The sequence below is a fragment of the Cupriavidus sp. DF5525 genome (assembly GCF_040149425.2).
GTDB classification, from domain to species: Bacteria; Pseudomonadota; Gammaproteobacteria; order Burkholderiales; family Burkholderiaceae; genus Cupriavidus; species Cupriavidus pickettii_A.
In genome coordinates this window covers 3503363-3527749 of record NZ_CP168265.1, presented here as the reverse complement: position 1 = coordinate 3527749, position 24387 = coordinate 3503363, and the positions used below count along the sequence as shown (strand labels likewise).

At 67.9% G+C, this 24387-nt stretch carries 26 protein-coding genes; 7 read left to right on the top strand and 19 right to left on the bottom strand.

Features of this window, described 5'->3' with window-relative positions; genetic code table 11:
• Positions 1-59 precede the first annotated feature (59 nt).
• Positions 60-602 carry a peptide-methionine (S)-S-oxide reductase MsrA gene (msrA, locus tag ABNX08_RS16420; protein WP_022536160.1) on the top strand — a complete coding sequence of 181 codons (543 nt, stop codon included), beginning with the start codon at positions 60-62 and terminating at the stop codon, positions 600-602.
• 4 nt (positions 603-606) lie between these two features.
• On the opposite strand, the gene ABNX08_RS16415 is transcribed toward msrA, so the two are convergent.
• Positions 607-1725 carry a DUF72 domain-containing protein gene (locus tag ABNX08_RS16415; protein WP_349606610.1) on the bottom strand — a complete coding sequence of 373 codons (1119 nt, stop codon included), beginning with the start codon at positions 1723-1725 and terminating at the stop codon, positions 607-609.
• Entirely contained in the window at positions 1713-2936 is a 1224-nt protein-coding gene (locus ABNX08_RS16410; RefSeq protein WP_022533340.1) for an RNA-guided endonuclease TnpB family protein, read from the bottom strand. The genes ABNX08_RS16415 and ABNX08_RS16410 overlap by 13 nt, the downstream gene beginning before the upstream one ends.
• A 22-nt stretch (positions 2937-2958) precedes the next feature.
• Here ABNX08_RS16410 and tnpA point away from each other — a divergent pair, with 22 nt between their 5' ends.
• Positions 2959-3372, top strand: coding sequence for an IS200/IS605 family transposase (gene tnpA / locus ABNX08_RS16405; protein ID WP_374063612.1), 414 nt, complete (start codon positions 2959-2961; stop codon positions 3370-3372).
• Positions 3373-3469: 97 nt separating this feature from the next.
• Here tnpA and ABNX08_RS16400 read toward each other — a convergent pair whose 3' ends face one another.
• From ABNX08_RS16400 to ABNX08_RS16385, 4 genes are all read right to left on the bottom strand, one after another.
• On the bottom strand, positions 3470-4711 hold the full coding sequence (locus ABNX08_RS16400; protein ID WP_022536155.1) for a cyclopropane-fatty-acyl-phospholipid synthase family protein: 1242 nt from the start codon (positions 4709-4711) through the stop codon (positions 3470-3472).
• Positions 4712-4946: 235 nt separating this feature from the next.
• Complete coding sequence (pdxH, locus tag ABNX08_RS16395) at positions 4947-5585, bottom strand: pyridoxamine 5'-phosphate oxidase (protein ID WP_022536154.1); 639 nt, start codon at positions 5583-5585, stop codon at positions 4947-4949.
• 163 nt (positions 5586-5748) lie between these two features.
• Complete coding sequence (locus tag ABNX08_RS16390; protein WP_041681556.1) at positions 5749-6942, bottom strand: MFS transporter; 1194 nt, start codon at positions 6940-6942, stop codon at positions 5749-5751.
• 348 nt (positions 6943-7290) lie between these two features.
• Positions 7291-9606 carry an AsmA family protein gene (locus tag ABNX08_RS16385; protein WP_022536152.1) on the bottom strand — a complete coding sequence of 772 codons (2316 nt, stop codon included), beginning with the start codon at positions 9604-9606 and terminating at the stop codon, positions 7291-7293.
• Between the two features lie 221 nt (positions 9607-9827).
• Here ABNX08_RS16385 and tcdA point away from each other — a divergent pair, with 221 nt between their 5' ends.
• Positions 9828-10676 (top strand): tRNA cyclic N6-threonylcarbamoyladenosine(37) synthase TcdA, encoded by an 849-nt coding sequence (gene tcdA / locus ABNX08_RS16380; protein WP_022536151.1) that lies wholly within the window; start codon positions 9828-9830, stop codon positions 10674-10676.
• A 29-nt stretch (positions 10677-10705) separates the two neighbouring features.
• Here tcdA and ABNX08_RS16375 read toward each other — a convergent pair whose 3' ends face one another.
• Positions 10706-11284, bottom strand: a complete 579-nt coding sequence (locus tag ABNX08_RS16375) for an ATP-binding protein (RefSeq protein WP_022536150.1) — start codon at positions 11282-11284, stop codon at positions 10706-10708.
• 124 nt (positions 11285-11408) lie between these two features.
• Here ABNX08_RS16375 and ABNX08_RS16370 point away from each other — a divergent pair, with 124 nt between their 5' ends.
• Complete coding sequence (locus ABNX08_RS16370) at positions 11409-11849, top strand: bacteriohemerythrin (protein WP_022536149.1); 441 nt, start codon at positions 11409-11411, stop codon at positions 11847-11849.
• 12 nt (positions 11850-11861) lie between these two features.
• Here the strand turns inward: ABNX08_RS16370 and ABNX08_RS16365 are convergent, their stop codons facing one another.
• Positions 11862-12239, bottom strand: coding sequence for a cupin domain-containing protein (locus tag ABNX08_RS16365; protein WP_022536148.1), 378 nt, complete (start codon positions 12237-12239; stop codon positions 11862-11864).
• Between the two features lie 70 nt (positions 12240-12309).
• The gene (trxA, locus tag ABNX08_RS16360) at positions 12310-13158 is read right to left on the bottom strand and encodes a thioredoxin (RefSeq protein ID WP_022536147.1); all 849 of its coding nucleotides are present in this window, start codon (positions 13156-13158) and stop codon (positions 12310-12312) included.
• A 235-nt stretch (positions 13159-13393) separates the two neighbouring features.
• Between trxA and ABNX08_RS16355 the strand changes: the two genes are divergently transcribed.
• Positions 13394-15109: a long-chain fatty acid--CoA ligase gene (locus tag ABNX08_RS16355; protein ID WP_022536146.1), complete on the top strand. Its 1716-nt coding sequence runs from the start codon at positions 13394-13396 to the stop codon at positions 15107-15109.
• 85 nt (positions 15110-15194) lie between these two features.
• On the opposite strand, the gene ABNX08_RS16350 is transcribed toward ABNX08_RS16355, so the two are convergent.
• Both ABNX08_RS16350 and ABNX08_RS16345 read right to left on the bottom strand, forming a co-directional pair.
• Positions 15195-15998 carry an ankyrin repeat domain-containing protein gene (locus ABNX08_RS16350; RefSeq protein WP_022536145.1) on the bottom strand — a complete coding sequence of 268 codons (804 nt, stop codon included), beginning with the start codon at positions 15996-15998 and terminating at the stop codon, positions 15195-15197.
• A gap of 17 nt (positions 15999-16015) precedes the next feature.
• Entirely contained in the window at positions 16016-16783 is a 768-nt protein-coding gene (locus tag ABNX08_RS16345) for a gamma-glutamylcyclotransferase (RefSeq protein ID WP_051369791.1), read from the bottom strand.
• Positions 16784-17038: 255 nt separating this feature from the next.
• Here ABNX08_RS16345 and ABNX08_RS16340 point away from each other — a divergent pair, with 255 nt between their 5' ends.
• Positions 17039-17359 (top strand): hypothetical protein, encoded by a 321-nt coding sequence (locus ABNX08_RS16340; protein WP_022536143.1) that lies wholly within the window; start codon positions 17039-17041, stop codon positions 17357-17359.
• A 75-nt stretch (positions 17360-17434) separates the two neighbouring features.
• On the opposite strand, the gene ABNX08_RS16335 is transcribed toward ABNX08_RS16340, so the two are convergent.
• The 7 genes from ABNX08_RS16335 to ABNX08_RS16305 form a co-directional block, all read right to left on the bottom strand.
• Positions 17435-17782, bottom strand: coding sequence for an FKBP-type peptidyl-prolyl cis-trans isomerase (locus ABNX08_RS16335; protein WP_022536142.1), 348 nt, complete (start codon positions 17780-17782; stop codon positions 17435-17437).
• Positions 17783-17845: 63 nt separating this feature from the next.
• Entirely contained in the window at positions 17846-18394 is a 549-nt protein-coding gene (locus tag ABNX08_RS16330) for a YaeQ family protein (protein ID WP_022536141.1), read from the bottom strand.
• Between the two features lie 157 nt (positions 18395-18551).
• Positions 18552-18860, bottom strand: coding sequence for a hypothetical protein (locus ABNX08_RS16325; RefSeq protein ID WP_022536140.1), 309 nt, complete (start codon positions 18858-18860; stop codon positions 18552-18554).
• A 112-nt stretch (positions 18861-18972) separates the two neighbouring features.
• The gene (locus ABNX08_RS16320) at positions 18973-19563 is read right to left on the bottom strand and encodes a YceI family protein (protein WP_022536139.1); all 591 of its coding nucleotides are present in this window, start codon (positions 19561-19563) and stop codon (positions 18973-18975) included.
• Between the two features lie 3 nt (positions 19564-19566).
• A complete protein-coding gene (locus tag ABNX08_RS16315; protein ID WP_022536138.1) occupies positions 19567-19950 on the bottom strand; it encodes an MAPEG family protein in 384 nt (127 codons plus the stop codon).
• 61 nt (positions 19951-20011) lie between these two features.
• Positions 20012-20245 (bottom strand): RNA-binding S4 domain-containing protein, encoded by a 234-nt coding sequence (locus tag ABNX08_RS16310; protein ID WP_022536137.1) that lies wholly within the window; start codon positions 20243-20245, stop codon positions 20012-20014.
• The gene (locus ABNX08_RS16305) at positions 20245-22002 is read right to left on the bottom strand and encodes a glutamine--tRNA ligase/YqeY domain fusion protein (protein WP_022536136.1); all 1758 of its coding nucleotides are present in this window, start codon (positions 22000-22002) and stop codon (positions 20245-20247) included. Before ABNX08_RS16305 ends, ABNX08_RS16310 begins: the two co-directional genes overlap by 1 nt.
• A gap of 275 nt (positions 22003-22277) precedes the next feature.
• Between ABNX08_RS16305 and ABNX08_RS16300 the strand changes: the two genes are divergently transcribed.
• The gene (locus ABNX08_RS16300) at positions 22278-23717 is read left to right on the top strand and encodes a CoA transferase (RefSeq protein WP_022536135.1); all 1440 of its coding nucleotides are present in this window, start codon (positions 22278-22280) and stop codon (positions 23715-23717) included.
• Between the two features lie 49 nt (positions 23718-23766).
• Here the strand turns inward: ABNX08_RS16300 and ABNX08_RS16295 are convergent, their stop codons facing one another.
• Positions 23767-24384 carry a pyridoxamine 5'-phosphate oxidase family protein gene (locus ABNX08_RS16295; RefSeq protein WP_022536134.1) on the bottom strand — a complete coding sequence of 206 codons (618 nt, stop codon included), beginning with the start codon at positions 24382-24384 and terminating at the stop codon, positions 23767-23769.
• Positions 24385-24387 lie beyond the last annotated feature (3 nt).

The following is a 24387-nucleotide window of genomic DNA, read 5'->3' as shown; positions in this document are numbered from 1 at the left end:
CCGAACTGCGCTTATGCTTGAGGCCGTGACACACCAAACCACACGAGGGAGCGGCGCAAATGGAACATGGACTTGAAACCGCCACGCTGGGCGGCGGGTGCTTCTGGTGCCTGGAGGCGGTCTACCAGCAGGTCAAGGGCGTGGTGGCGGTGGAGTCCGGCTATACCGGCGGCCATGTGGATCACCCGACCTACCAGCAGGTGTGCGAGGGCAATACCGGCCACGCCGAGGTGGTGCGCGTGACCTTCGACCCGTCGGTGATCAACTTCCGCGAGATCGTTGAGATATTCTTCGCCATCCACGACCCGACCACGCCTGACCGGCAGGGCAACGACGTCGGGCCGCAGTACCGCTCGGTGATCTACACGCATTCGGAAGCGCAGCGCGCGACCGCCGAATACGTGATGCGCGAGCTGACCGCGGCCAAGGTCTTCGATGCGCCGATCGTGACCCAGGTCGAGCCCGAGCAGCCGTACTGGCGCGCCGAGGAAGGCCACCAGAACTACTTCCAGGACCATCCGAGCCAGGGCTACTGCGCCGTCGTGATCTCGCCCAAGCTGGCCAAGTTCCGCAAGCAGTTCGCCGCCAAGCTGCGGGTCTGAGCGCCTAGCGGGACCCGGCTTCCAGCCGTGCGGCGATGGCCTCGGCCAGCCGCACGCAGCTGATCGGGGCGCAGCCCTCGGCGTTGTTGCTGACGATGACGATGGCGGGCTGGCCGGCGCGCAGCGTACGCGCGACCACGTCGGCGATGGCGTGGCGCGTGTCGGGATCGTCGTCGACGATGCGGTCGAAGGGCGCATAGAGCTTCTCAGCAAATGCGTACGGGCGGCCCGCATGCAGCATCCAGCGCAGCACCAGCGGGCCCGGCGTCTCCTCATCCATCAGCGCCTGCGCCGCGGCCTGGCGCGGCACCGGCGGCAGCCGGTCGCGCGCCGCCAGGCAGAAGCGCACGCCGTGGCGGCGCAGCAGCCGGATATAGCGCGGCGTCAGCAGCGCCGGGTCGCGCAGTTCCACCGTGTAGCAGGCGTGCGGCGTGAGCGACGGATCCAGCGGCGGCAGCGCGCCTAGGAAGGCATCGAGCCGCTCCAGGAACACCGCGCTGTCCGCCAGGGCGCCCATCGGCGAAAGCTGGAACAGCAGCGGCCCGCACTTGCTGCCCAGGCCGCTGGTGGCCGGCGTAATGAAATCGCGCACGGCGATCTCCGCATCCAGGAACGCCGCATTGGCCAGCCGGCCGGCGCCGTCCGAGCCGCGCAGCCAGGCATCGCAGACGCTGGCCGGCGCCTTGACCAGGAAGCGGAAGCCGTCAGGCACCTGTGCCGCGTAGGACAGGTAGTCCGCCAGCGGGGTCGGCCCGTAGAAGCCGCGGTCGATGCCGGCCGCGCGCAGCAGCGGATGGCGCGAATACGCGGCCAGTCCCTTGCGCGATAGCAGGCTGTCGCCGTACTCGCCGTCATAGACCATGCCGTTCCAGCCGGGGTAGGCCCAGGAGGAGGTGCCGAAGTACAGGTTCGTGGGCAGCCGCGCGGCCAGCGCCTGCAGCGCGTCGTCCGCGCGCGTGGGCTGCACGCTCTGGGAGCGTGCGGGTTTGCCGGAGGGGGTGGAGGAAGCGGGCCGTTCCTGCTGGGCGGGCACGGCGGGCAGGGGCAGCCCGCCAAACAGATCTTCATTGACATCCTCCCCGACCTGAAGGCCGGAGATTCCTACGGCGCTCAGACGCGGCATTGAGCCGCCCCTGAGTCGCTTCGGTGGGTTCCTGCTGCTGACGCCGTTACCGCAGCGTTCACTTCACAGGCTAACCGGGCGTGTCCCGCCCTTAGAACATTGATCGCGCCGACCACATCGGCATTTTCCTCGAAACCGCATTCCACGCACTCGAACCGGGCTTGCGTCTGGCGGTTGTCTGCCGAGACATGGCCGCAGCATGGACAGGTGCGGCTCGTGTTCTGCGGTGGCACGGCGATGAGATAGCCACCGTTCCAAGCCAGCTTGTAGTCCAGTTGGCGGCGGAACTCGAACCAGCCTTGATCGAGGATGGCTTTGTTCAGGCCGGACTTGGCCTGAACCTGCTTACCCGGCTGTTCGGTGCTGCCTGCCGCCGACCTGGACATGTTCCGTACCTGCAAGTCCTCGATACACACCATCGCGTGGTTTTGGCTGATCGTGGTGGAGCACTTGTGGAGGTAGTCGCGGCGGGCATTGCCGAGGCGGGAATGGATGCGCTGGACGCGGGCTTTCGCCTTCTTCCAGTTGCTGCTGAACTTCTGTTTGCGGCTCATCGCCTGCTGCGCTTTGCGCAGCGCGGCCTCTTGCCGCTTGAAACTATTGAGCGGGGCGTAGAACGTCCCGTCCGAAAGCGTGGCGAACCGGGCAACACCCATGTCGATGCCAACCGCGCTCGCGGCCCGTGCCACCGGCTGTTCGACCTCACGCTCGGTCTGGATCGACACGAACCACTTGCCGCAGGACTGCCTGACTGTGACGTTCTTCACCACCCCCAGCACCTTCCGGCTGTTGCGGTATCGCAGCCAGCCCAGCTTGGGCAAAAACAGGCGGCTGCTGGCCTGGTCGAGCTTGATTTGCTTGGGGTCGGGATAGCGGAAACTGTCGCCCTGGCCCTTCTTCTTGAAGCGCGGAAAGTCGGCCCGCTTGGCAAAGAAGTTGCCGTAGGCCCGCTCCAAATCTTTGAGCGTCTGTTGCAGCGGATGAACCGGCGCATCGGCCAGCCATGCGGTTTCCGTGCTGTTGCGCCACTCGGTGAGCAGCTTGCACAGTCCGGCGTAGCCGTGCTTCTTCTCGCCTTGCTCGTAACGAGCCTTCTGCAACGCCAGTGCCTTGTTGAAGACGAACCGGCACGAACCAGAAAAGCGACGCATGTTGCGTTGCTGCTCGCCGGTCGGCATCAGTTCGTACTTGTAGGCTTGAAGTCGCTGCATGGCTCAATCATACTCTTGGCCTATGAGCGATGACAACGATATTAGACACGGAAGACACTGTGTTTTCAAGATGCACGTCCATTTGGTCTTCGTGGCGAAATACCGCCGCAGAGTGTTCGACGGCGACGCCATCAAACGGCTGCACGCCATCTTCGACAAGGTATGCGCCGACTTCGAGGCGAACTTGATCGAGATGGACGGCGAGGACGATCACGTTCACCTGCTGGTGGAGTACCCGCCAAAGGTCGCGGTGTCGAATCTGGTGAACAGCCTCAAGGGCGTGTCCAGCCGCCTGCTGCGCAAGGAAAGACCCGACATCCAGAAACGCTACTGGAAGGGCGTGCTGTGGTCGCCTTCCTACTTCGCATCATCCTGTGGCGGCGCACCGATCGCCATCGTGCGCCAGTACATCGAACAACAGCAGACCCCACACTGAAAAACCAACAGCAAGGACGGCTACGCCGTCCGCGCTATCCTTCCCCACCATGAATGGCGGGGCTTGCCGCGCACTGGGTCAATCGCGAGGGGCGCCGTCAGGCATTGCGGCCGATGGGTTGGTCGTAGATGTAGTGGCGCGACCACGGCAGCGTGCCGGCGGGCAGCTTGGCCTTGTGGCAGACCACCTGGTAGATCGACATCTTGTCGGTCTCGAAGGCGTGCGCGCAACCGGCCAGGTAGACGCGCCAGATCCGGTACTTCTTCTCGCCGACCAGGTTGCGGATGGTCTCGCCCTGGGCTTCGAAATTCTCTGCCCAGTGGTGCAGCGTCTGCGCGTAATGGCGGCGCAGCAGTTCGACGTCGTACGCTTCCAGCCCGCCTTTCTCCAGCGTGGTCAACACCAGCCCGATATGCGGCAATTCGCCCTGCGGGAACACGTAGCGGTCCATGAACCCGGCGCCGTCCATCGGCGTTTCACCGTTGTCCGGGTCGGGCGAGGTGATGCCGTGGTTCATCGCATAGCCGTCGTCGGCCAGCAGCTCGCGCATGCGCGCGAAGTACCCGGTCAGGTTGTCCTTGCCGACGTGCTCGAACATGCCGACGCTGGTGATGCGGTCGAAGGTGCCGGCGGTGTCGCGGTAGTCCTGCAGCCGGATCTCGATGCGGTCCGACAGGCCCGCGGCCCTGACGCGCTCGGTGGCCAGGTCGAACTGGTTCTGCGACAGCGTGATGCCCACGCAGCGGGCGCCAAACTGTTGCGCGGCGCGTAGCACCAGCGCGCCCCAGCCGCAGCCGATATCGAGCAGCGTCTGGCCCGGCTGCAGCCGGATCTTGGTCAGGATGTGGTCGATCTTCTTGAACTGCGCGGTCGCCAGGTCCTCGTCGCCGTTCTCGAAGTAGGCGCAGGAGTAGACCATGTTGGGATCGAGCCAGAGCTTGTAGAAATCGTTGGAGACGTCGTAGTGGTACTGGATCGACTCCTTGTCCTTCTGCTTGGTGTGCGAGAAGTGCTCCGCAACCCTGGCCAGCGCGCCGCCGGCGTGGCGCGTCGCCGCGGCCGACAAGCCGTAGCCGACCTTGATGATGTCCGCCAGCCTGCCCTCGAAGTCGATCTTGCCCTGCACGTATGCTTCGCCCAGGTTGTCCAGGCTTGGCGTCAGCAGCAGCGGCAACGCCGCGGCCTCGCGCACCGTCAGCGTGACCTCCGGCTTGTCGAAATGCCCGAGCGGGTATTCCGTGCCGTTCCACAGGCGCAAGCTGACCGGCAAGTTGGCATTTTCACGCAGGTCAGCGATCCAGTTGTCGAGTTGCCTTTCCAGGGCTTGCTTGAAAAACATGCGCTTTACCTCCCGATGGTTGCGGCACACGCTTCGCGCGACGCATCGGCCAAGGCTGGTTGGTACTGCTTGCTTCACTGGACTAGCCTTGCCCAGGTCCGTCGCGAGCGCTCGCGAAAAAGTCAAGCGACGCCAGTCTCACTTTAGTCGAAATCCGCATCCAGTGCAGCGCACTGCCCCGAAGGCCCCGGGACAGCCCCTTTAGTGCGCATCCGGGGCACTTGCGCCAGCCGCCTCAGGGCGACAGGCGCACGATCTGCCAGCTACCGTCCGGGTGGACCCGGTAGGCGATGCGGTCGTGCAGGCGCGAGGGGCGTCCCTGCCAGAACTCCAGCGCCGTGGGCACCAGGCGGTAGCCGCCCCAGTGCGGCGGGCGCGGCGGGTTCTCGCCGAACTTGCTGCGGTATTCCAGTTCGCGTTGCTCCAGCACGTCGCGGCCGGGCACTTCGCGGCTCTGTTCAGAGGCCCACGCGCCCACGCGCGAGCCGAGCGGGCGCGAGGCGAAATAGGCATCGCTCTCGTCGTCGGAAACCTTCTCGACGTAGCCTTCGACGCGCACCTGGCGCTCCAGCTGCACCCAGTGGAACAACAGCGCTGCGCGCGGGTTGGCGGCCAGGTCCAGGCCCTTGCGGCTTTCGTAGTTGGTGAAGAAGGTGAAGCCACGGTCGTCGATACCCTTGAGCAGCACGATGCGCGCCGACGGCTGGCCCGTGGCGTCCACGGTGGCCAGCGTCATGGCATTGGGTTCGGGCAGCTTGGCCGTGACCGCCTCGTCGAACCAGCGCTTGAACTGGCTCATCGGGTCGGGGGCGACGTCGGTTTCGGACAGGGAGCCCAGGACGTAGGTACGGCGAAGGTCGGCGAGTTGAGTCATGTCGCAATCATCAGGAAATCGGTCGGGATGCGCGGTGCGCCCGGGGGCGGGGCCGCAGGTCCGGCTGATTTGAGTATAGCGAATGCGTCGGGGGCCGCATTTGTGTGGCGACAAGGCGCGGCGCACGCATCACCCTGCATGCGTGGCGCGTGGTGTACGTTACTCAGGCCGGCGGCGGCAGCGCCTTGCGCCCCTGGCGGCGCGAATAGTAGCCGGCCGCGCCCATCGCCCCCGCCATCGACAGGAAGATAGGCAGCATACCCAGCGCCGTGCCAACCACGCCGAAGGTCAGCGGCCACACCACCTGGCTGGTATTGAGCACTGCCGAGCGCAGGCCCAGTGCCTCGCCGGCGCGTCCATGGGGCGAGGCACGGTGCAGCAAATTCATGACGTTGGGCTGCGCGCTGCCGAGTGCCAGGCCCAGCACGAAGGCCAGCCCGCACATCAGCCAGAAATGCGCGACGAACGGATAGACCAGGTAGGCCAGCGCGCCTACCAGCAGCGCGGCGCGGATGATCTTCCACTCCGAGAGCCGGCGCGACACCATCGGCATCGCCACGCGGATGGCGAAGGTGGCAATGGCAAAGGCACCCAGCACCCAGCCGATCGACGACGGTGACAGGCCGATGCGCGAACCCTGGATCGGGATCAGGAAGGCGTGCAGGTCCCACGCCGCCGACAGCACCGCGCTGGCGACGAAGACCGCGCGCAGCTCGGGATGCTGCAGCAGGTCCAGCGTGGAATGGCGGCTGCCGTCGTCGATGGCGATGCGTCCGGCATTGCCGCCGTGCGCCGGCAGCCGCGGGCGCACCCATTGCAGGCCGGCCTGGCCGACCAGCGCCACCGCCACCAGCACCAGGAAAGCGGGGCGGAAGCCCGCGTGTTCGATCACATAGCCCATCGCCACCGGCCCGAGCGTGCCCGAGACCGACAGCCCGAGCGCATGCCAGGTGTAGTTGCGCAGCCGGGTCTCATTGGTGGAGACCAGGCCGATCAGCAACTGCATCGCCACCTGGACCAGCATGAAGCCCACGCCGATCAGCGCGCACGACAGGTACAGCGCGCCGGTGTCGTGCCAGACCGCCGGCAGCAGCGTGCCTGTCACCACCATCAGCGAACCCGCGGTCATCGGCTTGCGCGGGCCGATCTCGTCGATGCGCTTGCCGGCGCGGATCGCCAGCAGCATCGGCAACAGCGCGTACAGCGACATCAGCACGCCGAGCGTGACGGTGGAAGCCTTGAGGGAAATTGCGAACAGCGACACCACCACGCGGCTGGCGTTGTAGGCCACGTGGTTGCACACCGTCAGCGCGATCAGCCAGGTGATCGGCGGGACGGCAGCGTGTGGCAGCGACATGGCGGGGCGGGCGAGTGGCGTCGTGTGGCCGCGCTCGTGGCGGCCGGCGGCCGTGCCGAGGCGGAAAACAAGGGCGGCCGAAGCCGCGCCTTCCGAAGGATGCAGACGGGCGAGCCCGCACCGCATCCGATGCTTGCCATTGCTTAAGTTTCTTGTAAATGGCCGTTTAATTATGCGCCTGGTGTGGGCGGGGCACAACGGCAAAGTGCGGCAGGATGACGCAGGGGCGCGAGGTGTTGCGAATTTGCTTCAGACAATCGTGATGACATTTCATGGCCGCTGCGGCGTTGCGGCCATCGCTGTCGGCTGGCCGCAACGCCGCAGGGGGATGGGAGGGGATGTCAGGGGTCAACCGCCCTTGTACAGCGCATCGCTGTCCGTGCGCGCCGGCGCGCGCTGGTCAGCCGCACGCGCGGGCTTGCCCGGCTGGGCCGCGGCTTCGGCCGGCGTGCCCGGCGTGGTGCCCGGGGCCGGCTGGCCAGCGACCGCGCTGGCAGCCTTCGGATCCTTGTAGGTCTTGCCCGGCGGAGGTGCGGTCGGGCGCTTGCGCAGGTCGGCCAGCAGCCTGGCGCACTGGGTGTCCTCGCCGCCAGGAGAGATGTCCAGCAGCGGCAGCACCGCGGTCGCCACCGGCGCCAGCAGCGCCAGCGACAGCGCGCCGCCGGCGCGCAGCGCCAGTACGCCGATGTCCGGGCTCACGGTCGGCTTTTTCATGGTGCCGCCCACGTACAGCGGCGAGCGCAGCGAGAATACACGCAGACCCTTGGAGTCGGGGTGGATGGTCAGTGCCAGCCGTTCATCGCGCAGGTCGATGCCGCCAGTGGTCTCGATCACCGCGTCGTCGGTATCGAGCACGAAGGTACGCGCCCGCGCGATGCCGTCGGTAAAGGTGAAATCGCTGACGCCGCAGTTGATCTGCACCGGCTTGTCGCCGAACAGCTTGGAAATCACCAGGCTGCCCACGTTCAGGCCGATGGCTTCAAGCAGGAACTTGCTGACGGTGCCGTTCTCCACCAGCAGCCGCGCCTCGCCGTTGGACGAGCCCAGCAGCGCCGCCACCGAATTGCCGGTGGCCGACAGCTTGGCCTTGCCATTGAGTTCGCCGATGCTGGCGCGCATCAGGTCGACGGTCGGGAACAGCTGCTTGAGCTTCATGCGCCGCGCGGTCATGTCGATCATCGCTCCCATTGGCTCGCGCTTGCCGTCCAGCCGCAGGGTCGACACCAGGTTGCCGCCGGCCACGCCGAAGTTGAGCGGGTCCAGCAGCAGCACGCCGTCCTGCAGCTTCAGGTGCGTGACCAGGTCGGTGATCGGCAGCTCGGCATCCCGGATGATGCGCTTCCCGGTGAAATGCACGTCGGCGTCGATCTCGTCCCAGCGCTCGGTGCGGAACGGCGCCACCGGCAGCACCTTGGCGGGCGGCTGCGTCACCGGGCTGTCCTTGGCCGGTCGGCCCGGCTTGGCGTCGGCGCCAATCAGCGGCGCCAGGTCGACGAAGCGCAGCTGGTTGGACACCAGGTTGCCGGCCAGCAGCGGGCGCGGGTCGCGCTTGGTGAAGGTCAGCGTGCCGGACAGGTCGCTGCCGCCGACGCGGCCGGTGAACTTCTGGTACTCGTAGATCGAGCCTTCCTTGCGCAGCGTCGCCATCATCCGGCCGCGGGTCTGGTACGGCGGCGTGGACGGCAGCACCACGCCGGTCAGTGCATAGAGCTTGGCCATGCTGTCGCCGGCCAGGGTCAGGTGCACATCGAGCGCGGCCAGGTGGGCGGGATTGGTGACCGTGCCTTCGATCACCGCGCGGGTGGTGCCGACGCGCACGTCGGCCAGGATCGGGAAGGGCACGTTGGTATTGCGCAGGCTCAGCACCGTGCCGGCCTTGCCGGTGGCGTTGATGGTGGCGTCGTTGTAGCGGCCGGTGGCTTGCCAGCGCATCCCGTAGCGGCCGTTCGCACCCTTGGCCGTGGCTGCCGGAGCGGAAGCGCCAGGCGGCGAGGCCGGCGGCGCGGAAGCTGCCACCACCGCGCTGGCGGGCGGCCCGGGCGGCACCGCGGACGCTTCGGGCGCGACCAGCGCGCCGTCGCGGGCCTTGTCGTAGAGCGGGCTCTCGCCGATGGTGTCGAGCTCGGCCTGCAGCTCGATCTTCTTGAGCTGGTCCGACAGCGCCAGGTTGCCACGCGCAAGCACGACCTCGCCGATATCCAGCTCCCATTTGGAGGTGCCGGTCTTGGGGCCGGTATCGAAGGTCCAGTTGTTGCGGCTGTCCGCCAGGCGCTCCAGCCACACCGCCGGGCTGTCCACGACGATGGTGGGCACGGCGATCTGGTGCGCCAGCAGCGGCACCGGGCGCAGCACGAAGATCAGCTCGCGAACGGTGGCGAGATTGGGCTGCCTGGCCCAGTCGGGATTGCCGATGGTGATGTCGCGCGCCGACAGCCGGGGCCACGGCACCAGAGTATGCCAGCCTTTCTCGCCCTCGCCGCGGCGCCAGGTCACGGTCAGGTCGCCGTTGATGGCAAAGGGGCGGCCGATGGCTTCGGTGACGCGGTCGTTGAGCCAGGGCTTGAGGCGGTTCCAGTCGAAGGTCAGGATCAGGACCACCAGCAGCGCGATCAGCGCAATGGGTGTCAGGACACTCCACAGAACGACCTTGCGGCGCACGGGCATGAGGCGGGCTCCAGTCTGGCGGGGGCAGGTCCGGGGCCGCTGACCCGAGCGCGGGGCGGCGAACGAACCACTGCACGTCTATTGTATAGTTGCGCGCTTCCCGTCTTTGTCGGGGATTGGCTGACATCGCCGCCGGAGAATGCCGGATTTTTGCGCCGGATTTGTCGCGGCGGCGATGTCCGCGCGACGCGTCCGCGAGCCCCTTCGACCCGAATTCCAGCATGAACGATGCCGCACACGACCTCGCCGGCCTGCCCGAGCCGCTGACCCACGAAAGCCCGGCCGATGACGACTACCACCGCCGCTTTGGCGGCGTGGCGCGGCTCTACGGCGCCGCCGGGCTGGCGCGGCTGGAGGCGGCCCATGTGTGCGTGGTCGGCATCGGCGGCGTCGGCAGCTGGGCCGCCGAGGCGCTGGCGCGCAACGCGGTCGGCCGCATCACGCTGATCGACCTGGACCATATCGCGCTGTCCAATACCAACCGCCAGATCCACGCGCTGGGCGACGCCTACGGGCGCGCCAAGGTCGAGGCCATGGCCGAGCGCATCGTCGCCATCAACCCGCGCTGCCGGGTGACACAGGTCGATGACTTCGTCACCCCCGACAACGTGCCCGAGTTGCTCGGCGCCGGCTATGACTACGTGATCGACGCCATCGACGCGGTGCGCGTCAAGACCGAGATGCTGGGCTGGGCGCGGCGCCAGGGCGTGGCGGTGATCACCTGCGGCGGCGCCGGCGGCCAGCTTGATCCCACCCGCGTGCGCATCGACGACCTGGCGCGCACGATCCAGGACCCGCTGCTGTCCAAGGTGCGCGCCAACCTGCGCAAGCAGTGGGGCTTTACCCGCGACCCGAAGAAGAAGTTCGGCATCGCCGCGGTGTATTCCGACGAGCCCCTGCAGTACCCCGAGCCGGAGCAGCAGGCGTGCGAGATCGACGAAGCGCCGCCGCCGGCCACCCATGGCCCGCAGGGGCTGGCCTGCGCGGGCTTCGGCTCGTCGGTGGCGGTGACGGCGGTGTTCGGCTTCGTGGCGGCGTCGGCCGTGATCGGGGAGATCGCGCGCGGCTGAAGGGCTCAGGCGCTCATTCAGGCGCTCCCTCAGGCGCTCAGTGCGCGCAGCAGCCCGTCGACCTCGGCATCGCCCGGGGCGAGATTGTCGAAGAAGATCAGTTCCGGGTATTCCTGCGCAGTCGGCATGAAGCGCCGCGTGCGGTAGGCCTCCCAGTGCTGCAGCTTGTAGGCATCGTTGGGATTGCCGCGCTTGATGATGCGCGCATGCGCCTCGTCTTCCGGCAGGTGGACCCATACGATGCGCACCATGGTGCCGTCGGGCACGTGCAGCCATTCCGGATCGTGCAGCAGATGGGCGCGGACCTCGCGCGACAGCGGGCCGATCACCAGCACGCTGATGCCCAGCATCAGGTTCTCGCGCGCGGTGTCGAGCAGCCCCTGGTATTCCGGGTCGCGCAGGTTGTCCAGGTAGGCCGGGCTGTCGCGGTCGTTCGGGTCGCCGGTGATGGCGCCCATGGCGGCGGCGCTGTAGCGACCGTACAGGGTGTCCTTGTCGAGCAGGCAGAACGGCTCGCCGGTGGCCTGCATCAGCGGGCCGATCAGGCGGTGGGCGAGAGTGGTCTTGCCGGTGCCGGCATGGCCGCAGAAGAAGATCAGTCGTGGCATGGCATGTAGGAGTGGCGGGCGGGGCGCATAGCCCACAGCATACCCGCCCGGCTTGCGCGAGATCAGGCCCGGGCCGCGGCGATTGGGTATCCTTGCCGTTTTTCCTACGTTTGCAGCCGATCCCATGGACGCCAAAGACCAGCTTTCCTCCGCCGGCCTGCCGGACCACCTCCACCTGGGCGAGCCGGTTACCGATGCCACCCATGCCGAGTTCGTGCAGCTGCTGGCGGCCGTGGCCAGCGCCGACGACGCCGGCTTCCTGGCCGCAATGGACGAGTGGATCGACCATACCCGCCATCATTTCGCGCAGGAAGAACAGTGGATGGAAGCGATGGGCTTCGGCCCGCGCCATTGCCATGCGGGCGAGCACCAGCAGGTGCTGGCCGTGGCCGCCGCGGTGCGCGACAAGGTGCACACCGATGCCGAGTTCGGGCTGGGTCGGCGCCTGGTGGCCGAGCTGTCAGGCTGGTTCGACCATCACGTCAAGTCGATGGATGCGATGATGGTCGAACATATGCGCGAGAACGGCTTCACCCTGGTCGAGGGGCCGGCCACCTCGGCCTGAGCGCGCCGGCGTTCAGAGCGGCCGCGCCGCGTCCCGGTCGATCACCACGAAATACTTGCGCACCGGCTCCAGCACCTGGAACAGCCCGGTAAAGCCGGCCGGGATCACGCAGGCGTCGCCCGGGCCGAACTCGCTGGCGTTGCCGGCCTCGTCGCTGATGCGGATGCGGCCGCTGATTACGTGGAAGAACTCTTCCTTGCCGGCCGGGAAGGCAATGCGCCACGCGCCCGGCTCGCACGCCCAGATGCCGCAATCGAAATCGCCATGCCGCGCGCTGTAGTGCGTCCAGGTGGTGCGGTCCGGGTTGCCAGACACCAGCCGGTCTTCGCGCGGGCGGTCGTGGGTCGGGGCGGGGTCGGTCTTGAAATCGATCAGGCGGGGAGCTGGCATGGCAGGGGCGTAAAAAAACTGGCGGGTCTGAGCCCGCCAGTTTACCGCGCCAGGGACGTAGCCCTGCCGCTCAGTTCAGCGAAGTGCTGAGCTGGCGGCGCCAGCGCGATACCACCTCGGGCTGGTCGGCCAGCATCTCGAATACCGACAGCATGGTCTTGCGGCCGATATCGTCCTCATAGCCGCGGTCGGTGCGCACGATCGCCAGCAACTGCTCCAGCGCCGGCTCGTACTGCTGGCGCGCGATCAGCAGCCGCGCCAGGTCCAGCCGCGCCGCCAGGTCGCGCGGGTCGGCGGTGATGCGGCGCGTGAGGGTGGCCTGGTCGGGCAGGCCGGACACGTTTTCCATCGCTTCCATGCGCGTGCGCAGCGCGGCATAAGCGTCCAACTGCGCGGCGCGCGGCGGCAGCGCCTCGAACTGCGCCTTGGCCTCGTCGATCGCATTGCCATCCAGCAGGAAGGCGATATAGGCCAGCCGTGCCGTGTCGGCAGCTTCCGGGTCGAGCGCGATGGCTTCCGCGAATTTGGCCTCGGCGCCAGCGCGGTTGCCTTCGGCGGCCAGCTCCTGCGCCTCATACAGCGCCAGCTGGGCGGGTTTGGGCATCAGCCGGCCCAGGAATTCACGCAGGCCGGATTCCGGCAGCACGCCGATAAACTGGTCCACCGCCTGGCCTTCGGCGATCGCCACCACATGCGGGATGCTGCGCACGCCGAAGTGCGCGGCCAGGTCCTGGTTTTCGTCGACATTGACCTTGACCAGCTTCCACTGGCCGTCGGCCTCGGCTTCGAGCCGTTCCAGCATCGGGCCCAGCGTGCGGCACGGCCCGCACCAGGGCGCCCAGAAGTCGACCAGTACGGGCGCGTGGCGCGAGGCGTCGATCACTTCGGTTTCGAAATTCTGCAGGGTGACGTCGCTCATGGGGTATCCCGGTGAGGAAAAGGGGCAGGAGCGGCCCAGCAATGCGGGCCGCCCGGAAGAGGGCATTCGATACCCCTATTGTGGGGGCGAAGGCGCCGAATGCAACGCCCCGCCCCAATCACTCGCCGGGCGGGGTTCGGGAAAGTCTGCGGTTGAAAATAGAACGATCGTTCGGTTATAGTCCTTGGCCATACCGACAGACCCGGTCCCGAGACCGACGCACAGGAGACGTTTCATGCAGACCCCAGCCCGCCCGCATTTCCAGTTCTGGCCGAAGCGCCTGCCGACCGCCATCGTGCTGCCCGAGACGTCGCTCTGGTACAACCTGGAAGTGTCGGCGCACCGCTACGCCGACAAGGCGGCGATCCGCTACTTCGGCAACGCCATCACCTTCCGCGAGCTGGAGGCGCAGGCCACGGCGCTGGCGGGCTGGCTGCAGCAGAAGGCCGGCGTGAAGAAGGGCGACCGGGTGCTGCTGTACATGCAGAACTGCCCGCAGTTCATCGTCAGCTACTACGCCATCCTGCGTGCCGACGCGGTGGTGGTGCCGGTCAACCCGATGAACCGCGCCGAGGAATTCAAGCACTACGTCACCGACGCACAGGCGCGCGTGGCGATCTGCACGGCGGACCTTGCAGCAGGCGTCGAACAGGCCGTGTCCGAACTGGCGCCGGCCGAGCGCCTGCAGCACCTGCTGGTGACGCGGTACGCCGACGCGCTGCCGCCCACGCATGAGCATCCGGAAGACGCCCCGCCGGCCTGGCTGACCACGCCGCACCCGCTGCCCGCGGGCGCTACCGCGTGGACCGAGGCGCTTGGCGCCGGCCTGCTGCCCGGCCCGCACACCGCCAGGCCGGATGACATGGCGGTGATGCCCTACACCTCCGGCACCACCGGCTTCCCCAAGGGCTGCATCCATACGCATCGCTCGGTGATGCACAACATCGTCGGCGGCGCGACCTGGTCGGGCTCGGGCGCCGAGTCCGTGATCCTGTCGGTGCTGCCGCTGTTCCACGTCACCGGCATGCAGTACGGCATGAACGGTCCGATCTACAGCGGCGCCACCGTGGTGATGCTGCCGCGCTGGGACCGCGAAGTGGCCGGCCGCCTGATCTCGCGCTACCAGGTCACGCACTGGACCAATATCCCGACCATGGTGATCGATTTCCTGGCCAGCCCCAACCTGGCGCAGTTCGACCTGTCGAGCCTGCGCTATATCGGCGGCGGCGGCGCGGCCATGCCGCAAGCCGTTGCCGAGCGGCTGCGCGAGCAGTTCGGGCTCAGCTACCTGGAGGGCTACGGCCTGTCCGAGACCATGGCGCCGACGCACGGCAACCCGTCGGACCGGCCCAAGCTGCAATGCCTGGGCGTGCCGACCTTCAACACCGACGCGCGCGTGGTCGACCCGGTCACGCTCAAGGAACTGCCGCCCAACGAGACCGGCGAGATCATCGTCAGCGGCCCGCAGGTGTTCAAGGGCTACTGGGGCAAGGACGACGCCACGCGCGACGCCTTTATCGAGTTTGAGGGCAAGACCTTCTTCCGCACCGGCGACCTGGGCCGGATGGATGAAGAGGGCTATTACTTCATCACCGACCGCCTCAAGCGCATGATCAATGCGTCGGGCTTCAAGGTGTGGCCGGCCGAGGTGGAGAACCTGCTGTACAAGCACCCTGACGTGCAGGAGGCCTGCATCATCGGCACGCGCGACCCGTATCGCGGCGAGACCGTCAAGGCGGTGGTGGTGCTGCGCGCGCATGCAAAGGGCAAGACCACGCCGGAAGCGATCATTGAATGGGCCAAGGAGAATATGGCCGCGTACAAGTATCCGCGCGTGGTGGAGTTCGTGGAGGCGCTGCCGAAGTCGGGCACTGGCAAGGTGATGTGGCGGCATCTGCAGGAAAGCGAGAATGCGCGCAGTGCGGAGGGCGAGAAGCCGGCGGCGGCCTGAGGCCGTTGGCAAACCGCTTCCGACGGTTGCAGCAAAGACAAAGGCCGGTCAACCGGCCTTTGTCTTTCTGCGAACGCGCGCAGCCTCAATGCCCGCGCACCCGCATCAGCATCTTCACCATCGTCTTGTACCCCCGCTCCCGCGCATGGCGCGTCGGCGTCACGCCCTCGCGGTCAGCCAGGTTGGCATCCGCACCCGCATCCAGCAGCAACTGCACCGTCTCCTCATAACGCGCGCTGCCGTCGCCAAGCACCACCGCCTCCAGCAGCGCAGTCCAGCCCAGGTCGTTGACATGGTCCACCGCAACGCCAGCCTTCAGCAGCAGCTTCACCACCTCCACATGCCCGTGCTGGCTGGCGGCGATCAGCGCGGTGCCGTGGTAGCGGTCGGTGCTGGCAAGGTCGGCCCCATGCGCCAGCGCGAGCCGCACCATATCGGGCTGCCCGGTGGCGGCGGCCAGCAGGAAGGGACTGTTGGCGTCGGCGTCCTTGAGATTGACATCGGCGCCGGCCAGTGCCAGCATGCGCGCGACCTCGACATGCCGGTTCTGCACCGCCGCCAGCAGCGCGCTGCGCCCGCGTTCGTCAGCTGCGCGCGCCGTCGCACCCGCGGCCAGCAGGCGCGCCACCATGTCCTGGTCGCCGATCCCGGCGGCCGTGATCAGGTTGCGGTCCAGGGCGCTGATGCCGTCGCTGCGCACTGGCGCGCGCGCGGTGGTGTTGCGCGGCGCGCGCGCCGCGCCGGGCTGGCTGGCAGCGCCGCCGGCAGGGCGTGCCGCCAGGGTCTGGCCGCCCTGGGCCGCCAGCAGTCCACCGCCCACCAGCAAGCCCATCAGGCCCAGCAACTCGTTGAGTGCCTGTCTGCGGGTGCGGGCGGCGGGGCGCGTCATGGCGGCTGCTCCAGGGCTCAGACGGTTTCGCGTGACGTGGTGGGCAAGGGCGGCGGCGCAACGTCCTCGGCCTCGGCGCAGTCTGCGGGGTGCGTCGAGCGTTCCGCATCGGCGGCGTCGTCGGCCTGCAACTGGCGCCACAGCCGCCCGAGATAGGGATCGTCGACGCCGTTGGTGGCCAGGCCAAGCAGGGTTTGCTGCAGGTATTCGCGCGCCGGGCCGTACAGCCCGGCGGCGTGGCGCAGGCGTTCGACCACGTCGGCGTCCGGCAGCCGGCCGGCATAGGCCTCGTGCGCCCGGTTCATGACGAAGGCGAGGGCGCGCTGCTCGGGACCGTCGTCGGTGCGGATGCGCAGCCAGCGGGGATGGTAGGCGCCGGTCAGCATCTCGCGGCGCCACAGCACGCGGAACTCCTGCTCGACCACGTGGCTGGGGATGCGGAACACCATGCCGTGGCAGCAGCCGCCGCGGTCCAGACCGAGCACCAGCCCGGGGTTGTCCCAGGTGCCTCGATTGATGCGGGAGTAGAGATAGAAGCCGCGGTGATAGCCATGCACCGTCGCGCGCCGGCGGTCGGTGTGCACCACCATCGGGTTCCAGATCAGGGAGCCATAGCCGAATACCCAGACATCGCCGCCGAGAGCGGGATCGTCGGGCCGGCACGCCAGCGTGTTGCAGAGGGACTGCTCGAGCACGTCTTCGGGCAGCAGCGAGGACGCGACCGGCGTACTGCACAGCGAGGTGCGCAGCCGGTCGGATTCGAGGTCCTGTCGCGTGATGGCCATGGTGCAAGCATAAATCAAAGCCGCGCCACGGGCAGGTGGGGGAAATGACATAAGTGCCAGTTTTTCTCAGAATTACCTGAGCAACCGGCGCGGTGTGGGCGCCTGACAACGTTTGGCGCGGCGTGCCGCCTGTGACACGCGGGTGGGCGAGGGCTGGCGCACGCTTGTCCGCGATCAGGCCGCCGTGATTTGCTGGCCCGCGGGGCGGCCATGTCCTTACAATGGGAGCCTCAATCCGACCAGGGGGAACCTGCGATGGCGCGTACGCTTACGGTGGTGTTCGGCAGCGGCAAGGAATTTGACTTTACGATCGGCACGGACGAGCTGGCCGCGGTCAGCGAGGATGCCGCGTGGCGCTGGTTCGACCGGGAGTACACCGAGCTGGACTGCCAGGCGTCGAGCCCCGTCGGCAAGGTGCTGGTGATCGACAAGATCCTGAATGTCGCCAAGTTCTCGGGAGAAGCGCGCTTCTCCGGGGATCCTGCCTGGGCGCAGGACTATGCGCGCCATGCGGCGCGGCTGCTGGACCGTGACAAGGTCCGCGTCGATGTCGGCAACGCCGCCATCGGGTTCTGACGCGCAGAGGGCGCCTGATAGCGTAGGATTCGCTTCCTCGTCGTCCCCGCGCCAGCGGGGACGACAGCCAGGCTTTTAAACGGCCAGCAATTCCACTTCAAACAGCAGCGTCGCGTTCGGCGGGATCACGCCGCCGGCGCCGCGCGCACCGTAGCCCAGGTCGGCCGGGATCACCAGGCGGCGCACGCCGCCGACCTTCATGCCCTGCACGCCTTCGTCCCAGCCGCGGATCACATGGCCGGCGCCAAGCGGGAACACGAACGGGTCGTTGCGGTCCTTGCTCGAGTCGAACTTGCGGCCGGCCTGGCCGTTCTCGTACAGCCAGCCGGTGTAGTGCACGGTGACGTGATTGCCGGCGGTGGCTTCGGCGCCGGAGCCGACGGTGGTGTCTTCGTATTGCAGGCCAGAGGGCGTGGTTTGCATGGCGTATTTCCTTCCGATGGGAAAAGACGGGGTGGTTGGGTGAATGCAGCGCGGCGGCTGCGTTCAGGCTTGGGCGTGCTGGAGCACGTCAAGCCGCAGTTGCACGTTGTGGTCGTCGTCGGCGACCCAGATATCGCCGTCCTGGATCGTCACCGACAGGCGCATCGCGCGCTGCGCCAGCGCGGCCAGCGCTTCGACCGCTTCCGTCGGGACATTGTAGATGGTGACGTTGCGCAGCTTGCCGGCCTTGCCCGCCATGCCCTTCCACCATTCACGCGCGCTCGGGCCGTTGTAGGTGTAGACGTTCACGCGCTCGGCGCGGGCGGCGGCGCGCTTCAGGCGCGCTTCATCGGGCTGGCCCAGTTCGACCCAGTTGGCGATGTCGCCGGTCAGGCGCTTGTCCCACAGGTCGGGCTCGTCCGGCTCGTCCAGGCCGCGCGTGAAGGCCAGTGTTTCGGTGGCTTCGCAGGCGAAGGCCAGCAGGCGCACCATCATGCGCGCGTCGTTCTCGGACGGATGCTGGGCGATGGTCAGGCTGTGGCTGCCGTAGTAGGGCCGGTCCATGTCGGACACGGCCAGTTCGGCTTTGAAGATGGTGGATTTAAGCGCCATGAAGTGAAGTGAGCAGCAGGCGCCCCGGCGCGGGAGGGCGGCGCGGGAGACGCAAAAGGCCGCATCATACGCGATTCGATGGTGGGGCCGTGCGCATGGCGGCGCAGGGAACGTGGGCAAGGCGGCACAGCGGGCGTGCCGCCGCGCGCCGCACGTATCAGCGCTTGCGGTATTCCTTCAGGTAGAAGCGCAGCAGCGCCGACAGCAGCAGCGTGGCCAGGAAGGCAGCCGCCACCACCAGCGCTTGGCCGGCGGGGGTATCCATCTGGCCGGCCATGCCGAGGCGGAACAGCCAGGTGCCGACCATCATCACCAGGAACGGCATCAGCAGCGCGCCGCGGCCGTAGGTGCGCACCGCCCACAGCGGGAAACGCCGCAGGAAGTCACCAGGGATGCTGCAGGCCAGGCAGGCGCCGGCAGCCGCCAGCGCGGCAGCCACGATGTCGCCGGATGTGATCTCGAACATGTTCTCTGTCTCGCGTCGCCGCACACGCAGGCGCGCGTGGCAGGGAATTGGCAAAGCGCTGATTCTACAAGAGAAATTCGTGCCGAAGGTGACGCTTCTGGGAAGCTTCGGGTTATTGCGCAGGGCTGCCCGCCGGCGATGCCTCGACCGCCACTTGCAGCGTGATGGTGTCACCCACATCGGGCAGGAAGCGGGTCATGCCGAAGGCACTGCGCGGCACTTCGGCGCGGAAGTCGCCGCCGCAGACCTGACGGCTGACGCCGAACAGCGTGACCTCGCCGCAGCGGAAGCGCTCGGCCTGCAGCCGCAACGGCTGCGTCACCCCGTGCACGGTCAGTTCGCCCTCGACCGCAACCAGCCGGCCGCCCTCGACGATAAAGCGCTGCGCGCGCACCCGTGCCAGCGGATGCTGGGCGACATCGAAGAATTGTGCCGAGCGCAGCACGCCATCCAGCGTGCGGTTGCCGGTGTCGACCGAGGCCAGGTCAACGGTCACGTCGAACGCGCCGGCACCGCTGTCGGCGTCATAGACGATGCGCCCGTCGATCTTGCCGAAGCGCCCGCGTACCGAGCTGCGTTCGAAATGGCTGGCGGCGAAGTAGACGGTGGTGTGGGCCGGGTCGATGGTGTATTCGACCGGCGCGGCGTGTGCGCCCAGGGCCCAGGACATGGCGGCGACAAAGGCCAGTGTGCGTACGGCCATGGTTCAGTAGAAGAAGACCGGCAGCAGGAAGATCCCCACCACCGAAAGGTACCCGATGGTCCAGCACAGCGTGCGCAGCGTGGCGCGGTCGGCCAGGTAGCACACCGTGTAGAGGATGCGGGCGATGATGAAGACCACCGACAGTTCGTCGATGCGCGCCTGCGGCGCCTGCAGGTAGCTGGCGGCCAGGACGGCCACGGCAAAGAACGGGAACGCCTCGAAGTGGTTGCGGTGCGCCATGTCGGCGCGGCGCGCGCGGCCGGTCTGGCGGTCCAGCCAACCGCGCGGGTCATGGTTGTCAAAGCCAGGCGCGCTGGCCTTGGCGATGGCCACCGTCGCCAGCGGCAGCACGCCGGCCAGCAGTACGCACCAGAACGCGATCGGCATGGTCCCAGTCCTTTCGGTTGCTACGCCGGCGCGCCCGCGGTGGCCGGCCCGGCCCGCGCGGTCAGGCGGCGACCACGCGGATCTCGATGCCCGCCAGGCCCACCACCTGCCCGGCGCGAATCTTCGCAGTCTTGCGCGATTCTGGCGCGCCGTCCACCGACACTTCGCCCGCGGCGACCAGCGCCTTGCCGGCGCCGCCGCTGTCGCACACGCCCGCCAGCTTGAGCAGGTCATTGAGGGCGATGAACTCGCCCTCGAGCGGGAAGGTAATGGTCTGTATGCCTGATTTGGCCATCACTTGCCCCAGCTGTCCTTCAACCCGACGATGCGGTTGAAGACCGGCTTGCCCGGCTGCGAATCGTTGCGGTCGGCGACGAAGTAGCCGTGACGCTCGAACTGGAAGCGGTCTTCCGGCTGCGCCTCGCGCAGGCCCGGCTCCAGGTAGGCGGTGATCACCTTCTTGGAATCCGGGTTCAGTGCATCCAGGAAGTTCTTGCCACCGGCATCCGGATTCGGGTCGTTGAACAGGCGGTCGTAAAGGCGTACCTCGGCCTCATACCCATGCGCCGCGCTGACCCAGTGGATCACGCCCTTGACCTTGACGCTGTCGGCGCCCGGCGTGCCGCTCTTGGTATCGGGCAAGTAGTCGGCATGCACGGCAATGATGTTGCCGTCAGCGTCCTTGTCCACGCCGGTGCACTCGATGACGTAGCCGTATTTCAGGCGCACCTTGTTGCCCGGGAACAGGCGGAAATAGCCCTTGGGCGGATTCTCGTTGAAGTCCTCGCGCTCGATCCACAGCTCGCGCGACAGCGGGAACACGCGGCGGCCAAGTTCCGGCTTCTTCGGGTGCACCGGTGCCGAGCACTCTTCGCTCTGGCCTTCGGGGTAGTTGTCGATCACCAGGCGCAGCGGGTCCAGCACGGCCACGCCGCGCGCGGCACGGCCGTCGAGGTCGTCGCGCACCGCGCCTTCGAGCGTGCTCATGTCGATCCAGCTGTCGGCCTTGGCCACGCCGACGCGGTCGCAGAACAGCTGGATCGACTCAGGCGTGAAGCCGCGGCGGCGCACGCCGACCAGCGTAGGCATGCGGGGGTCGTCCCAGCCGTCTACGCGGTTTTCGTCGACCAGTTGCTTGAGCCTGCGCTTGCTGGTGATGGCGTAGGTCAGGTTCAGGCGCGCGAACTCGTACTGGTGCGGCAGCGGGTCATGGAACACGCCGCAGTCGCGCAGGTGCTCCAGTACCCAGTCGTATAGCGGGCGGTTGTTCTCGAACTCCAGCGTGCACAGCGAGTGCGTGATGTTCTCGATCGCGTCCGAGATGCAGTGGGTGAAGTCGTACATCGGGTAGATGCACCACTTGTCGCCCGTGCGGTGGTGATGCGCATGGCGGATGCGGTAGATCACCGGGTCGCGCATCACGATGTTGGGCGCGGTCATGTCGATCTTGGCGCGCAGCACGTGTTCGCCGTCGGCGTACTTGCCGGCGCGCATGTCGCGGAACAGTTGCAGGTTTTCTTCGACGCCGCGCTCGCGGTAGGGCGAGGGCTTGCCCGGCTCGGAGAAATTGCCGCGATTGGCGGCGATCTGCTCGGCGCTCTGGCTGTCGACGTAGGCGGCACCGCGTTCGATCAGCTTCTCGGCAAATGCATAGAGCTGGTCGAAGTAGTCGCTGGCGTAGTACAGGTGCGGGTGCTTTTCGCCGTCCTTGCCCTGGCTGTCCCAGGAAAAGCCCAGCCAGTGCACGGCGTCGATGATCGAATCGACGTATTCGGTGTCTTCCTTGACCGGGTTGGTGTCGTCAAAGCGCAGGTGGCAGCGGCCGCCGTAGTCGCGCGCCAGCCCGAAGTTCAGGCAGATGCTCTTGGCGTGGCCGATATGCAGGTAGCCGTTGGGCTCCGGCGGGAAGCGGGTAATCACGGTCGGCAGCGGTTCGCCGGCCTTGTCCTGGCGGCCGGCGTAGGTGCCGGCGGCGAGGTCCTGGTCGATGATGCTCCGCAGGAAGTTGGAGGCGGCGGGGGTGCTGTCGGTAGGCTTGTTGTCGTGGCTCATGGTGGCGCCGGTTGGCCGGCCGGAATGGTGTAACCGCAGAGGGTTTCCAAGGTTCGGCCGGGTCGTCAGATTGCGTGGCGGAATGCCAATACCGGGATTTTACCGTGCCGGCGGCGCCGCACGCCGCGAGCCGCCGCGGATTTCCGGACATATCCCGGGTTTGCGCTGCGCCGATACGTGCCGGTGCGACGAAAGTGATGCGTGGGAGTAGCATAAAGGCCCATGCCGGCTGGCCCCTGGCGGCCGGTTTCCGACCCATCGCTGCAGGAACGCTCATGACCACCCATCCTGATGCGGCATCCACGCCGCCCGAGCCCTCCGATGTTGTCGCCGCGCTGTGGCGCGACGCCGGCCTGCCGGCAGAGGCGCTGGCTCACCTGAACCTGGACGGCGCCGAGCCGGTGCTGCCCTCGAGCTTCGCCGTCGGCACCGCCGCACAGGCCAGCCTGGCCGCCTCCGCGCTGGCCGCGGCCGCGCTGTGGCACAGCCGCACCGGCCGCTGGCAGCAGGTCAGCGTCGACATGCGCCATGCCATCACCGAATTCCGCAGCGAGCGCTACCTGCGCGTCGACGGCGGGCCCGCGCCCGAACTGTGGGACAAGATCGCCGGCACCTACCGCTGTGGCGACGGCCGCTGGGTCCGGCTGCACACCAATTTCCCGCATCACCGCGACGGCGTGCTGCGGCTGCTGGGCTGCGCCAACGACAAGGCGGCGGTGCAGGCCGCGCTGGAGAAGTGGGAAGCGGAAGCCTTCGAGACCGCGGCGTCCGACGCCGGCATGGTGGTCGCCGCGATGCGCAGCTTCGACGAGTGGGACTGCCATGCGCAGGCTGCTGCATTGCGCGGGATGCCGCCGGTGACGCTGGAGCGCATCGGCGACGCGCCGCCGCAGCCACTGCCGGCGCCTGCGTCACCTGACGCGCAGCCGCTGTCGGGCGTGCGCGTGCTCGACTTCACCCGCATCATCGCCGGCCCGGTGGCGGGGCGCACCCTCGCCGCGCACGGCGCCGACGTGTTGCTGGTCACCGCCGCGCACCTGCCGTCGATCCCGCCGCTGGTGATCGACACCGGCCGCGGCAAGCGCAGCTGCCAGCTCGACCTGCGCGATCCCGACGACAAGCGCCTGCTGCACAAGCTGTTGCACGGTGCCGATGTCATGGTGCAGGGCTACCGCCCCGGCGCGCTGGCCGAGCTGGGCGCGGGGCCGGAAGCCGCGGCGCGGGCGCATCCGGGCATCGTTTATGTCTCACTGAGCGCGTATGGCCACGTGGGGCCGTGGGCGCACAAACGCGGCTTCGATTCGCTGGTGCAGACCGCGACCGGCTTCAACCATGCCGAAGCCGAGGTCGCCGGCAGCGATATGCCACGGCCGCTGCCGGCACAGGTGCTGGACCATGCCGCGGGCTACCTGCTGGCATTCGGCGCGATGGCGGCGCTGCACCGGCGCGCCATCGAGGGCGGAAGCTGGCATGTGCGCGTATCGCTGGCGCAGGTCGGGCAGTGGCTGCGCGGATTGGGGAGGGTGGCGGACGGCTTGAAGGCGCCCGAGCAGAAGATCGACGACATCGCCGACCTGCTCGAAGCGGTGCTTTCCGGTTTCGGCATGCTGACCACGGTGCGGCACGCGGCGCGGCTGTCGGAAACGCCGGCACGCTGGACGTTGCCGTCCGAGCCGCTCGGCACCCACGCGCCGGAGTGGCTCCCGCGCGCATAGGCGGAATCAGGCGCCCCGCGTGGACATGGCGCTTTGCGGTAAGGGGGGGCTAGTAGAGGGTCGTGCGCTGCCGTTCGGGCAGGTCGCGGTCGTAGGCGGCGCCGTCGATGGCGTTCCCGCTCAGCGTGGCCAGGATCTCGCCGTTGCTCGGCAGCGTCCGGCGCGCGACCTGCGCATCGGCGGCCCACAGGCGCGAGCGGATCAGCGCGCGGGCGCACTGGAAGAACACCGACTGCACCGTCACCACCAGCACCGTGGTCGGCGTCTTGCCGTCGACCACGCAACGCGCGATCAGCGCGGGATCGACGCTGATCTGCGCGGTGCCGTTGACGCGGATGGTCTCGTTGACGCCCGGGATCACGAACAGCAGCCCCACGCGCGGATCGGCGACGATATTGCGCAGGCTGTCAATGCGGTTGTTGCCGCGCCGGTCCGGCAGCAGCAGCGTGCGCTCATCCAGCACCTGCACGAAGCCCGGCGCGTCGCCGCGCGGCGAGCATTCGGCCCATTGCTCGCCCACGGTCGACAGCAGGCAGAACGGGGCTGCCTCGATAAAGGCGCGGTAGTGCGGGTGCAGGTGGTCGACTTCCTTGGCCAGCGATGGGGCGGCGGGCTGCGCATAGAGCGCTTCCAGGTCGGCCAGGGTGGTGATGGCGTGCGAGGTCATGGC